General features: G+C 57.2%; 11 protein-coding genes and 2 tRNA genes. 7 read left to right on the forward strand and 6 right to left on the reverse strand.

The genetic code is table 11. The annotated features are described in order from the left end of the window. Positions 1-273: 273 nt before the first annotated feature. The 6 genes from lptD to VM163_01495 form a co-directional block, all read right to left on the reverse strand. A complete protein-coding gene (lptD, locus tag VM163_01470; GenBank protein ID HUT02546.1) occupies positions 274-2,655 on the reverse strand; it encodes an LPS assembly protein LptD in 2,382 nt (793 codons plus the stop codon). A 154-nt stretch (positions 2,656-2,809) separates the two neighbouring features. Next, positions 2,810-3,748 carry an acetyl-CoA carboxylase, carboxyltransferase subunit beta gene (accD, locus tag VM163_01475; protein HUT02547.1) on the reverse strand — a complete coding sequence of 313 codons (939 nt, stop codon included), beginning with the start codon at positions 3,746-3,748 and terminating at the stop codon, positions 2,810-2,812. A 59-nt stretch (positions 3,749-3,807) separates the two neighbouring features. Next, the gene (locus tag VM163_01480) at positions 3,808-4,566 is read right to left on the reverse strand and encodes a 3',5'-cyclic-nucleotide phosphodiesterase (GenBank protein HUT02548.1); all 759 of its coding nucleotides are present in this window, start codon (positions 4,564-4,566) and stop codon (positions 3,808-3,810) included. A gap of 102 nt (positions 4,567-4,668) precedes the next feature. Next, complete coding sequence (locus VM163_01485; GenBank protein ID HUT02549.1) at positions 4,669-5,172, reverse strand: CinA family protein; 504 nt, start codon at positions 5,170-5,172, stop codon at positions 4,669-4,671. Then, on the reverse strand, positions 5,165-6,511 hold the full coding sequence (locus tag VM163_01490) for a cobalamin-dependent protein (GenBank protein HUT02550.1): 1,347 nt from the start codon (positions 6,509-6,511) through the stop codon (positions 5,165-5,167). Before VM163_01490 ends, VM163_01485 begins: the two co-directional genes overlap by 8 nt. Then, complete coding sequence (locus tag VM163_01495) at positions 6,508-6,966, reverse strand: VanZ family protein (protein ID HUT02551.1); 459 nt, start codon at positions 6,964-6,966, stop codon at positions 6,508-6,510. Before VM163_01495 ends, VM163_01490 begins: the two co-directional genes overlap by 4 nt. Positions 6,967-7,186: 220 nt before the next feature. Here VM163_01495 and VM163_01500 point away from each other — a divergent pair. The 7 genes from VM163_01500 to VM163_01530 all read left to right on the forward strand — a co-directional run. Beyond that, a tRNA-Ser gene (locus tag VM163_01500) sits at positions 7,187-7,278 on the forward strand. A gap of 76 nt (positions 7,279-7,354) precedes the next feature. Then, positions 7,355-7,443, forward strand: a tRNA-Ser gene (locus tag VM163_01505). Positions 7,444-7,536: 93 nt separating this feature from the next. Further along, a complete protein-coding gene (gene gpmI / locus VM163_01510) occupies positions 7,537-9,090 on the forward strand; it encodes a 2,3-bisphosphoglycerate-independent phosphoglycerate mutase (GenBank protein ID HUT02552.1) in 1,554 nt (517 codons plus the stop codon). A 266-nt stretch (positions 9,091-9,356) separates the two neighbouring features. Beyond that, positions 9,357-9,857 (forward strand): hypothetical protein, encoded by a 501-nt coding sequence (locus VM163_01515; GenBank protein HUT02553.1) that lies wholly within the window; start codon positions 9,357-9,359, stop codon positions 9,855-9,857. Positions 9,858-9,966: 109 nt separating this feature from the next. Next, complete coding sequence (locus VM163_01520) at positions 9,967-11,595, forward strand: DNA methyltransferase (protein ID HUT02554.1); 1,629 nt, start codon at positions 9,967-9,969, stop codon at positions 11,593-11,595. Between the two features lie 35 nt (positions 11,596-11,630). Beyond that, a complete protein-coding gene (locus VM163_01525) occupies positions 11,631-12,764 on the forward strand; it encodes a radical SAM protein (protein HUT02555.1) in 1,134 nt (377 codons plus the stop codon). Between the two features lie 53 nt (positions 12,765-12,817). After that, a partial coding sequence (locus tag VM163_01530) for a glycosyltransferase family 39 protein (GenBank protein ID HUT02556.1) occupies positions 12,818-13,142 on the forward strand: 325 nt, incomplete at its 3' end.

Consider the following 13,142-nt stretch of genomic DNA (forward strand, 5'->3'; position numbering starts at 1 on the left):
CCGCCCTTCTGGGCAATCGTCCGACACCATAGGCTTTGGCCGACGGCTGTCTGCTTAATCTGCGGATAACTAGAAGGTGGAGCATCACGGCTGTCAAGCGACAATCAATTGAGAAGGAGCTCGCCGAGGCAGAAACGATGAAGGGTTACGTTAAGAAGGCCGTGGAGATACTGGCCACGGCAGATCAGAACACGCTGAAGGGACGGGATGATCGCGGCTACGGATCGCGATGTCTGCTGGGCGGACGTGTAATCGCCTCGTGGCGGCTGGGCGCTACAAGAAGGGGACCTTGCTGCTGCCGACATTTTTGAGGGTTATCGATAACGAGAACTGCGTGTCGCGGTGCGTTGCCTCCTGCCAAGCGGCGTTTTTGTATTCCCACGCTACCTTTGATTCCTGACCCGCAAAGAACATGAGCGACCAGCACTGGGAGTGATACACCACGGTGTAGTTGTTCTGGTTGAAGAGGTTGTCAGCAATGTTGTAGTTGACGGTCGTGTTCAGCTCCCACTTCGGGTGAGGCGCACATCCGAGCTCAGCGGTGAGGTAGCGGGTGTCGGCATAGGAACTATCGTCGTAGCTCGTAACGGTGCTCGGACGGAACAGGTCGATGCAGCGGTAGCGGAGCGATGCATGCCAGCTTTGTTTATTGTAGTTGGCTGCTAGCGTGTAGTTGGAGATGCGATTTTTGTGCGGATTGTAGTTGAGTTGGAGGTTAGCATCGAGCGTCTCGGTCGGCCGCATAGTCATTGACGCCATAACGTCGGAGAAGGGGCTATAGTCAATCCGGTATGGGTTGAGCTCGGCTTTTTTGAGAATCATTGCCTGTCGGAAGTCGTAGCTCTGTCGGAAAGTGAGCTCGAGGAGGTCTCGATATGTGGTCTTGGGCTGCCCATCGTCGCCGGGTTTCACGATCTTGGCCCTGAGGCGGTTAGTGAGCGAGTATGTCGTGGCGCTTCTTCCCCACAGGCCGGGGGTTATCATGCCGATATAATCCATGCCATCGTAAGTAAGGTCGTAGTAGCGCCCTGAGCGGTCGCCGGAGAGATCGATGCTGCAAAGCAGCGATTGGTTGACGGCGGGGACATAATCGAAGTTCACAGAGGGCGTGATGAGGTGTTCCACCTTGTCGATGTTGCCCCAACCTGAGACGGAGAAGATTCTGTGGACAGCGGGCCCGGAACAGCTCAGGCTACAGTCGTATATCTCCCTCCTGACGTCATTGCCGTGGCGCACCACTCTCTCGAACGGTCGCTCCTTGTCGAATATGTCTTCGTCCTTGCGGCCGGTCATGAGCTCCGAATTGTCCGCGATGAACGAGTAGGTCTTGACCTTGCCCAGGCCCTCGACGCCGAGCTCGGACAGGTCAAGCGCCGAATCGATATACCAAGTGGTGCGGAGGCCCACGCGGCCTGTGAGCGAAAGCCACCGGCCAATGTTGAAGGGGTAGATGAGTTGGGGATAGACATCGAACCTGTTAGTCGTCCTCTTGATCGGGACCTCGACGCCTGTGGCGTAGCTCCAGAAGCCGGACTCCTGAGTGAGGCGGGAGGCCTGAAGCGAGAACTGATAGAACAAAGGCGTGTGGGATATGGGTCGCCTCATGCCCATGAAGCTGATCTCGGGCAGCTTTTGCAGGGTGGTGTCTATGTGGGTGTCTTTGTCGAGGCCCTCCACGTGCTTCACGTTCGCTGAAAAGTAGTATTGCGACCAGCTCTTGATCAAGGAGACCTCCGAGACGATCTCCTGGGGGCGGTTATAGATGTTCCATATATAATCCTCGCCAAACTGCTTGTCGCTGATGTAGTTGATGTTCGCCGTCGCCTTGAAGCCCTTGCTGAGGTCTTGGGTGTGCTGCCACTTGAGCCGCCAGCGCTCGGAGGGGTTGTTGAATATGGTGGTGGTCTCCTCCGGCTCTTCGCCTGGCCTCTTGGAGGCATGGTAGGCGTAGAAGTTGCCGCCCGACGTGGGCGAGAGCACATACCGGAACTCTAGCGACTGCGCGCAGGTCCCCTCGTCGTAGCACTCCAGTGAAAACGTTGCGTCCGTGTTCTCTGTCGTCGCCCAGAAGAACGAGGTCTTCACGAAGTTGCCCAAGAGCGAGCTGCTACCGACCTCGGGCATCAAGAATCCCGTCGTCCTCGCGGGCGTGATCGGATATATCCAGTAGGGCAGATAGGCCACCGGGAACTTCTTGACCCACATCGAGCCGCGGCGCAGGTAGATGTACTTATCGACATGGATGGTCGCACGCTTCATCTTGAAGGACCAATCCGGCACCTCTTGCGAGCAGGACGAAAACGTCGCGTCATATACTCTATATCTGTCGAGCTTGAAGCGGTCAAGCTCGCGGGCCTTGAGGAAGTATGACGGCTCCAGGTATGCCTCCGCCGAATACACCTTCCCGAGGCGCGTTCCGAGGTTCATCTCGAGCTTGTCCCCGACGATCCTACTCTTCTGGTACTCAAGGATGATGTTGCCGGTCGCTACGGTCTCCATGGTTTGCCTGTTGAAGGTTATCTTGTCGGCTCGCAGCCTGATCTCGCCGAAGCGGATATCGACGTCGCCCTCGAGCGTTGCGACGCCCGTTTTGGCGTCATAGTGCTGGTGGACCGCATAGACCTGGACGGTGTCCTCTTTCTTGACCATTTCCATCAGTTTCTTCTGTGTCTCTTCTGCCGCCGAGAAGATCTTTTCCTGTGCGCGGGCCTGAGGGCATAGGAACAGGAATGAAACCAGCGTTAGACAAGCGAAAGAGATGTCCCGCGCCCAGCCCAAACGCCCCTTGGGATGGATTAGCCTTGGGGTTCTAATCTGGCAGCTCAATCGTCTGCTTTGGGGTTGCGGGGACTTTTTGTGCGGTCGGAGCGGCCTCTTTCGCTCCTTCGTCGGGACTCACCCTTTGGTCCGGCGCGAAGAACGTGAGCAAGTCCCCAAGCACTTGTTTGAGGCGTTTGCGTTCCACTACGATGTCGATAAAGCCATGTTCCTGGACGAACTCCGCGCTCTGGAAGCCTTCCGGGAGCTCCTCGCCGATGGTCTCCTTTATCACGCGTGGCCCCGCGAAGCCGACCAGCGCCTTTGGCTCCGCGACAATTATATCTCCAAGCATTGCGAAGGAGGCCATGACGCCGGCTGTTGATGGATCGGCCAGAACCGAGATGAAGAGGTTGCCCGTTAGGCCGAACCTTGCCGCTGCCTGGGATGTCTTGGCCATTTGCATCAGGGAGAGCATGCCCTCCTGCATCCTTGCACCTCCGGTGCTTGCGATGGTGATCATGGGGATGTTTTTCTTGCCGGCTCGCTCGAAGCCTCGTGTAACCTTCTCGCCTACGACCGAGCCCATACTGCCCCCCATGAACCTGAAGTCCATCGCTGAGACCATCACCGGCAATCCTCCTATCTTGCCTCGAGCATTCAGGACGGCATCTGCCATGTTGGTCTTGGCCTGATTTTCCCTGAGCCGGTCCCTGTATTTCTTGCTGTCCACGAACTTCAGTGGGTCGGTCGGATAAAGCTCCGCGTCAACCTCGGTGTATTCACCGTTGTCAAAGATGAGGTGGCAGCGTTCCGTGGCGGTGAGCTTGAAGTGGTAGTTGCACTTGGGGCAGACCTTGAGGTTATCTTGAACCTCTCGCCTATAAACGATCTCGCCGCAGCCGGGGCACTTGAGCCACATCCCATCGGGCATCTCGATCTTCGTGCCCTGGGCTGGCCTTTGGATGCCCTTTCGTTTCTTAAACCACATGACCGATAAACACCTCTACGCCGCTCACGTTCCCGTATCGCACCTTGCATGGCCCCTTGTCAGAACTCAATGACCTCGCCCTGTTCAAGTAGTGCTACGTCCCCACCGAGCGCAGCAGCCTCCCTCGCAATCCGCTCCACGTAACCGGGCTTCATGTGGAACAATCGTATAGGAACATCCTTCCCAACCAACGAGACAAGACCCTCAAGCTGCTCCGGGACGAGATGACCGGTCTTGCTGGCCAACTCCCTCAACTTGTTGGGGAAGGATGCCTCGATGAGCACGAGCTTTAGGTTCTCGGTTTCGCGAGCGCGTTGGATGATGGGGCCGATCTCTCGCGTATCGGCGGAGTAGAGCATAGCGTTTCTGCCCTCAGAGATGACGAAGCCAACCGTCGGAACGCTGTGTTCGACGCTGAAGGGGGTTACGACGAGCTCGCCGACCCTCTTGGGCTCCCCGGGCCTGAGGGTCTCAATCACCGCCACCGAACTTCCAGTCCGCTTGATGGCCGTGAAGTCAGGCCACATGGTGCCGTTGAGGAGATGGCGCTGAATTGCGTCGGCGGTCTCCAAAGTCGCTATGATCCTAAGAGGCGCCTTGGCGTCAGCAAAGATGTTGTCCGTCAAGAAAGCGAGGCTGGCGCAGTGATCGAGATGCGAGTGGCTGATTACCGCGGCGTCGATGCGCCTTTGCGCCTCGAGGGGAAGCGACTCAGCGGCCGAGCCAGCATCCAGGAGGATGTGGTCGTTGACGAGAAAGCCGGTTACCCTATGATATTGAGTAACGCCTCCATAGCAGCCCAACACGCGCAGCTTCATGGTTTATCCTCCGCTATCTTCAAAGCAGCGGCAACGCCCGACATCGCCTACCCATCTTTTGCCTTTCTGTGCAACCAGCTGACGCCCCCAGTCGATGCAATCCTACTTGAGGACAGCGTAGCGAATCAAGCACAGCGCGTCGATGGCGGCAGATAGCTTCGTCCCGACGCGGTCTGAGTGGTAGTGGAACCGATGCGCCACGGTCGCCGTCTTGGTCGCCGTGGCTATAAACACTGTGCCCACTTCTAGCTTCTCTGTCCCCGTCGCCGGGCCCGCAAGCCCCGTCGTGCCCAAACCCACGTCAGAGCCGCACAACTGCATCACTCGCTCGGCCATCCTTTTTGCCACCTCGGGGCTGACCACGCTGTGCCGCTGAATGAGCTCGCGAGGCACACCGAGCACGTTCACCTTTGCCTCAACGCCATAGACGCAGAGGCCAGCCAGGAAAAACCGTGAACTGCCGGGCACATTCGTCAACGAGTGTGCAATCAGGCCGCCGGTGCATGACTCAGCAACCGCCAGCGTGAGTTGCCTCGAAACGAAGAGCTGCGCTATCTCCTCGGCCAAACGAGCAATCTCAAGCTCAAGCTTTGCCCGGTCAGACACCAGTCTCCCTCCCAAGCAAACGCCTCAACATTTTCTTGAAGGCGTAGATTGCGCCGAAGAGATTTCCCCAAAGCCTCGTCTGCTTGTTCATGTAAAACAAGCGCCTTAACCCGCTCTGCGTCGCCGGCAGAAGCACATCATCCGCCGACAATACCCCCTCACGGACCGCAACCTTGTGAACTGCGGTGTGCGGCTCAATCCTAATGTAACTCGCAAAAACCCTACAACGAGAGCGCAGCTTGAGCTTCGAGCCTACGAAAAACCTGAGCAGCTTGAAAAAATCACTCCACCTCTCACCAGGGGGGCTTATGAAAAAATTGTAGGAAACTGAGGCGCGGGCGTCCTGTTGGGCCATCTGGAAAGTCCTCTCAATATCTTTCTGCCTGGAGACCTTCCCCATTTTGGCCAGAACCGAGTCAGTCAGAGCGTCCGGGGAAAACGCAAACTCCGCACACCCCGCCTCGAGCGCAAGGTCCCACTGTTCCTTGCTCAGGAAACGCTCCGAGAACCACGCGATCCAACGCGCTCTCCTGCCGAGGCCACGCCGGACCATCTCACTGCAAATCGCCTCACAGTGAGCGGGAGGGATATTGAAGACCGGGGCGATGAACTGGAACGTCTTGAGCCCATGCTGCTCAATCAGCGTCTTGACCTCGTCAACGACCTTCATTGGCTCTCTCAGCCTCACCCCGGGCCCGTTCAGGAAAGGATATACGCAATAAGTGCACTTCTGTGCGCAGCCGCGGGAGCTCTCCACTCCCATGGAGAATGGGACCTCCAGATATGGCTTGGGAGATACAACGAACGGCGCCTCGTTCGGATAGCCGGATAGGTCGAACAGCTCTCCGGGGCCGGTGCTTTCGATCAGTCCGTTTTTGCGGAAGAGAATCCCGGGGACAGAGCGCGGGTCATCGAGGCTCTCGAGAAGCGAGGCAAATGTTCGCTCACCCTCGGAGACCACCCCGAAGTCAATGGCATCTACGGCCTGCATAATCTCACGAGCATAGATTGAAAAGCCCGGCCCGCCCATTACTAAAGGCAAGCTCGGCCTCTTATGTTTTATGGCCTTGACTGTCTTGGGGACCTCGGCGAAGTAGTAGAAGCGGTCTCGGTATTGCGTTGTATCGACGTTTCGCAAAGAGAGCCCGACCACGTCCGGACCTTGCTCGAGAAGGGCCTGATCAAGTGCTCGGTATGGGTCCTCTTCGACGTTCATGTCGAGCACCGAGATGCTGTGTTTGGTTGTCAGGGCAAGATAACGTCCCAGCGCGTTAAGCCCCGCTGGGAATATGGGAGGCTCGAGGCGGCCCAAGTAGGCTTGGACGAGCAGGACCTTCAACGCTCGCGTCTCTTTCTGGGTGTCCTGACACGCCAGATGAGAAGGGCAACGAGCTGGGCGACGGCCGCCCCGGCGAGGTCCGAGCCTATGTCCGAGAGACTCGCGAATCTGCCCTGCACGAAGTATTGGTGAAACTCATCGCTCACGCCGTAGGTGAGACAGAAAAGAGCGGCGATGATAGACGCCATCTTGACGCTGAACAGAAGCGGCTTTGTTCTGAAGGCCATGTTGGCCAAGAGGCCCATTATGAAATACTCAAAGAAGTGCAGGACGTAGTCAGGGACCTCGCCAAGCTCCTCGGGCACGTTAGAGATGGACGAGCCGATGAACACCAGCCCACAATATATGGCCAAAAGACCCCAAACCAAGACCGGCCGGTTTATCAAACCTTGCTGCTTGCCAAACGGGGTCTGAGCGCTTGACCTGCCGGCCCTCTTGCCCAACTTCGTATTCACCAGACTGAGCATCCTTGAGCGTTCATTGCGGCGAAATCCTCGACTAACCTGCCGGCCCTGAGGCCTAAAGCAAAGCTCTTTTCGCTAAGCGATAGCGTCTAAGATTATATGCGAGCGAAGCGTTTGAGCAAGTTCTGCGCTTACTGTGGTCTGGTGTTGGGATTGATGCAGACGCCGAAACCAGTTGCAGGGGTTTTCTCAATGGCTTACTTTTGGTTGTGGAGAGATGCCGGAGAGGTCGAACGGGGCCGACTCGAAATCGGCTGTGCGGCTTAAACCGCACCGGGGGTTCGAATCCCTCTCTCTCCGCCAAGTATTTGGACGCGCGTGCTCGATACCGCGGTCGGAGACCTATCATCCAGGGTCTTTCGGTGGTTGAGCTCATTTGGGAGAGGTGTCCGAGAGGCCGAAGGAGCACGATTGGAAATCGTGTAGGCGGCGAATACCGTCTCGGGGGTTCGAATCCCCCCCTCTCCGAACCAACCTAAGTCCTACAACCTATGTTGGAACATGGTCGGCGGGTATGCTATTGTGGCCGAAAATCTAACTTGATGCTGTCAGGGGAGAGGGATGCAGCGAAAGAAGCTAGCGGTTGTGGTAATTATGGATGGTTGGGGTCTGAGCGACGTGAAGGAGTATAACGCCGTGTATCAGGCCAACACGCCCAACTTCGACCGGCTTTGCAGGGAATACCCATGCACGACGTTGCAGGCATCGGGCGAGGCCGTGGGCCTCCCAGAAGGCCAGATGGGCAACTCCGAGGTAGGCCATCTGAATCTCGGCACTGGCAGAATCGTCTATCAGGAGCTCGTGCGGATATCCAAAGCGATACGCGACGGGTCATTCTTCGAGAACGAGGCGCTCGTTCAGTCGGCCGAGAAGGCCAAGGAGAACAGCTCGCCGGTTCACATATTGGGGCTGCTCTCGGATGGCGGCGTTCATGCGCATATAGATCACCTTCACGCCCTGATCAAGCTGTTCAAGGAGCGAGGCGTAGGACAGGTGTTTGTGCACTGTTTTCTGGATGGTCGCGACACGCCGCCTCAGAGCGCTCTCAAGTTCATTGAGCAGACCCAGCGGTGTTTGAAGGGGTACGAGGATGCCAGGATTGCGAGCGTCGGGGGCCGGTATTATGGAATGGACCGCGACAACCGTTGGGCGCGGGTAGAGAAGGCCTACAACGCGATGGTTCTCGGCAAGGGGTTGACCGCCTCGAGTGCGGAGGAAGCGGTTCGGCTTGGCTACGGCCGGGGCGAGGTGGATGAGTTCCTGCTCCCGACCGTCATCGTTGATAGTAATGGCGAGCCGGTGGGCACAATGCGAGACGGCGACGTCTGTGCTTTTGCCAATTTCAGGGCAGACAGGGCGAGGGAGATAACGGCGGCGCTCATCGATGCCGGCTTTGATCGGTTTGAGCGGGAACGGTTCCCGAAGCTCTCGAGCTTCGTCTGCATGACTGATTACAAGGAGGAGTTCAACGAGGTGGGGATTGTGGGCGTTGCGTTTCCGGCTCAGAAGCTCGAGCGTGTCTTGGGAGCTGAGATCGAGGCGGCCGGCAAGAAGCAGTTTCATACGGCGGAGACGGAGAAGTATGCCCATGTGACGTTTTTCTTCAACGGTGGTGTTGAGGAGCCTTTTGAGCACGAGGACAGGGCATTAATCCCCTCACCTTCTGTTCCGACTTACGATCTTAAGCCCGAGATGAGCGCCTACGAGGTGAAGGACATCGTAATCAATCACATACTATCGCGGCAATATGCCTTTGTGGTCGTGAACTTCGCCAACGCCGACATGGTCGGACACACGGGCGTCATGGCCGCGGCGGTCAAGGCGGTGGAGGTCGTTGACGAGTGTGTTGGCGAGGTGGTCAAGGCGACGCTCTCGGTCGGCGGATGTGCGATCATCACGGCTGACCACGGCAACGCGGAGAAGATGTGGGACAAGCAGACCAACTCACCTCACACGGCGCACACCACAAACCCGGTTCCATGTGTGGTGGTGGGCGATGATTGCGGACCTCTAATTGAGCGGGGGAAGCTTGCAGACATCGCTCCCACTGTGCTCAAGATGCTTGGGCTTGAGATTCCCGAGCAGATGAACGGAGAAGTCCTGTTCGCAACGTGACACCTAAAGCACTTGACATTGAATACCACAGGAACCATATTAGTATATAGATAGGCACTCAGAATGAAGAATGTGGATCGACATGAAGTATGGATCAACTCTAGTCAGGCGACCGAACACTTGGGATTGTCAAATGTCAAGGTGCTCTATCGGCATATTCGATTGGGGATTATTCCCCAGAAATTCGTTCATCGATATGCGGGGCGGCTGCGGTTCAAACGGAGCGAGCTTGACCAGCTAATCAATTCGGAAACGGAGAAACAGAGATGAGAGGAAGGCACTGTTTGTGGATACTGGCGGTCTTGGCGGTTCTGATTGCGAGCCAGGGTCTGTTGTTTGCTGGGAGCGCAGACGACTCTGTCGAACGCTCGTGCAACATATCGGTCAAGGGTGTGGAGCTAGAAGCTCTGATTCGCTCGATACTGAGCGATACCGGCGCAGTGTTTTACCCGATGTGCCCCGTCAACCGAGAGCTGGACCCGCCAGACTGTGAGGTGTTCACATACACTGATACCTACGGCCGCGAGGTAATAACGATGGATTGCGTTAAACCAACCATCATGACGATAACCTACTCCACGCACGGGGACCAGAAGATACGGGATGTGCTGGACGCCTTGCTGCGCAGCCGGGGCTATTGCTGGTGGACGCTAGGCCGCCGGGTATGCATCGACTGGGAGCTTAAACTCCTCTGTGTAGCGGAAGGGTGGGGATACGTCCACAATCAACATCTGCCTAAAACAACGATATTCGTCCCATGCAGATAAGCCTGAGAAAGCACTTGACATTGGTATTTTGCGCTATGATATGACAAGATACGTGGGCTATGACGAGTCTTTCGAAGTGCGCTGAGACGGATAACGCTTGAGACGTGAGATGGGGACGGTGCAGGGACAGAATCTCCTTTACTACGGCGACAATCTGGACGTTCTAAGGCTGCACGTGAAAGGCGAGTCCGTTGACCTGATCTATCTTGACCCGCCGTTCAACAGTAACCAGACCTACAACGTGCTCTTTGCCGAAAAGAACGGGACCGACTCGGCCGCGCAGATAAGGGCTTTCAAGGATACCTGGCACTGGGACCTTCAGGCTGCCGAAACCTACGAGGACGTAGCTGAGGCGGGAGGTAGCGTATCGGAGGCGATGCAGGCTTTCAGGAGGCTTCTTGGCAGCAGCGACATGATGGCCTACGTAACGATGATGGCGCCGCGCCTCGTTGAGCTACATCGGGTCCTGAGGCCAACCGGCAGCGTCTATTTGCACTGCGATCCGACGGCTGGCCATTACCTGAGGCTTCTGATGGACGCCGTATTCGGCCCCAAGAACTTCCGCAACGAGGTAGTGTGGCAGCGAACCGGGGCACATAGCGACGCTCGTAGATGGGGACGTGTTGCTGATATACTTCTCTTCTACACCAAGACGGATCGGTATCAATGGCAGACACAGTTCATCCCGTACGGTGAGGATTACGTCAAAGAGCGATATCGCTATGAAGATGAGAAGAGGGGGCGGCTCTTCTGGGCCAATACGATGACCGCCGCGGGCCCTGGGCCCCCACGTGTCTTTCGAGGAAAACTCCTGGAGCCTCCGAAAGGCACCCACTGGCGTTTCAGCCAGGAGAAGATCGACCTTCTAGAGTCCGAGGGCCGTATCTACTACAGTTCGCGTGGGAGGCCCTACGTGAAGTCGTTTCTTGATGAGCGAAAAGGCAAGCCCGTCCAGAATATCTGGACGGACATCAGGATGACGAAAACTGGCAGAGAACGCCTCGGGTATCCGACACAGAAGCCTGAGTCGCTTCTCGAGCGCGTTATCAAGGCGAGCAGTAACGAGGGCGATGTGGTGCTGGACCCGTTCTGTGGGTGCGGGACAACCGTTGCGGCGGCACAACGCCTGAATCGACGTTGGATAGGAATCGACATAACGCATTTGGCGGTTACTCTGATCAAATATCGTCTTCGCGATACGTTTGGCGACGAGGTTGACTATCAGGTCATCGGCGAGCCGGTCTCCATTTCGGGCGCGATGGCGCTTGCGAAGGAGAACCCGTATCAGTTTCAGTGGTGGGCGCTCGGCCTGGTTGGGGCAAGGCCCGTGGAGGAGAAAAAGGGTGCTGACAGGGGCATCGACGGGCGGCTCTACTTTCACGACGAGGCAAGGGCCGGCAAGACCAAACAGATTATCTTCTCGGTGAAGGCCGGGCAAGTAACCGTCTCACACATTCGGGACCTGCGCGGTGTGGTTGAGCGAGAGGGCGCCCAAATCGGCGTGCTGATCACGATGTTGCGGCCTACCAAGGGCATGACGGACGAGGCGCTGAGTGCTGGCTTCTATGAGTCGCCAACCTGGCAGAAGCGCTATCCCCGTATCCAGATACTCACCGTTGAGGACCTGATGTGCGGCAAGGGCGTTGACTGCCCGCCGCTTAAGCGAACGAACGTTACGTTCAAGAAAGCTCCTAAAGCTAAGAGAGCTCGAGGCGCAAACAACACATTGTTCGAGTGATCATCTAGCAAGAGCCTGGTTGATGCTGTGGTCCTATGAAAGTTAAGAGTTATTCCGATCTATATCGCAGGCTCATAGGGCTATACGCCAAGCTGCCATACTACCTCTCGCCGAAGAAGGCGCTCCCGCCGCTTCAGGCGTTTTTTGAGGTTACTTATCGCTGCAACCTGAGATGCGAGATGTGTCAGTTCACTGACTTTTTCGAGCAGAATCTCAAGGCCGTGAAAACGCTCGTTGAGCTGAGCCTTGACGAGATCAGGGGCATCATCCAGCAGGTCCCGAGATACTCGCTTCTGTCGTTCAGCGGCGGCGAGCCGTTCGTGCGACATGATATCATGGACATTCTGACGGCCGCCTCGTCCCGCAACCCCACGCACGTCATCACCAACGGGACTTTGGTGGACGAGGACAAGGCGAGGAGGCTGGTGGAGCTAGGCGCGGGCGCACTTGGCCGTAAGGGACTTATCCTCGTCGGAGTCTCCATTCACGGTGACGAGGCCCTGCACGACGAAATAACCGGCACGAGAGGCTCTTATGCGAAGGCCATAAGGACGCTGGAAATGCTCCGTTACTACCGCGACAGAAGGGGGAAGAGATACCCGCTGATCAACCTCAAGACTGTCATAACGCACAAGACCCTTCCCCACCTTGGCTACATGTTTGACCTCGCAAATAGGCTCGGCGCCGACATCTGCAACCTGCTGACGATGAACAGCGCCCTGGACTTCTACTGCCGCTTGGCCCGGCTCGAGAACGTTGACCGGATACGGGCGTGGGCAAACACGCCGGCCGTCCCGGAGAAGCTGGACGAAGAGCTGCTCGATTCGACGCTGCGTTCGCTCGAAGAACGGGCGGCTGCGTCCCCAGTTCAGCTCCGGCTCTCGCCTCAGGGCATCCCCCGGCAAGAGCTTGTCGATTTCCACAAGGGACGTCTCAACCTCGCCCGTTACGTGTGCTATATGCCGTGGTCGAAGGTATTTATCTCCGCCTACGGAGATGTTCTCATCTGTTTCAACCAGTGGGTGGGCAACCTGCGCGAGAGCAGCCTGAAAGAGCTTTGGACTGCCCCCAAAATGATGCGGTTTCGCCAGATGCTCAAGGACGCCGGCATCTTCCCCGCCTGCGCCGGCTGCTGCCAGTCAGAGTACTCCGCGGGTCCGCCGTCTTGAGACCGCTGCCTCGCCAAGCACGCACCGCGTCCAGCGCCGACGCCAAAGTGCCAATGAATGCTCGCTTGCCGCTCCTGCTAATCACGCTCATCGCGGCTGCCCTCAGGCTATATCATCTCGGGCACCTCTCACTTTGGTACGACGAGGCGGCCACAGTTATTCTCTCCAAGAACCTAGCGCAGCTACCGCAGTCGCTTACGACCTCCGCCCCACTTCCTTTCGTTGTCGCTCACTACTGGGACCTTCTCGGCCAGTCGGAGTTCTGGGTCAGGCTGTGGGCTGCGCTTCTCGGGACCGCAATAGTGCCGCTGGTCTGGGCGCTCGGCAGACGCCTGTTCGGCAGCAGAGCAGGGCTATTCGCGGCAGCGCTCATCGCCG

Source organism: bacterium (assembly GCA_035527515.1).
Taxonomy (GTDB): Bacteria; B130-G9; B130-G9; order B130-G9; family B130-G9; genus B130-G9.

What these genes read in the sequence shown, in the direction of transcription:
- VM163_01515 (HUT02553.1), top strand. Translation starts at nt 9,357, where the DNA reads ATGAGAGGAAGGCACTGTTTGTGGATACTGGCGGTCTTGGCGGTTCTG.
- VM163_01525 (HUT02555.1), top strand. Translation starts at nt 11,631, where the DNA reads ATGAAAGTTAAGAGTTATTCCGATCTATATCGCAGGCTCATAGGGCTA.
- lptD (HUT02546.1), bottom strand. Translation starts at nt 2,655, where the DNA reads ATGGAAATGGTCAAGAAAGAGGACACCGTCCAGGTCTATGCGGTCCAC.
- VM163_01480 (HUT02548.1), bottom strand. Translation starts at nt 4,566, where the DNA reads ATGAAGCTGCGCGTGTTGGGCTGCTATGGAGGCGTTACTCAATATCAT.
- VM163_01520 (HUT02554.1), top strand. Translation starts at nt 9,967, where the DNA reads ATGGGGACGGTGCAGGGACAGAATCTCCTTTACTACGGCGACAATCTG.
- accD (HUT02547.1), bottom strand. Translation starts at nt 3,748, where the DNA reads ATGTGGTTTAAGAAACGAAAGGGCATCCAAAGGCCAGCCCAGGGCACG.
- gpmI (HUT02552.1), top strand. Translation starts at nt 7,537, where the DNA reads ATGCAGCGAAAGAAGCTAGCGGTTGTGGTAATTATGGATGGTTGGGGT.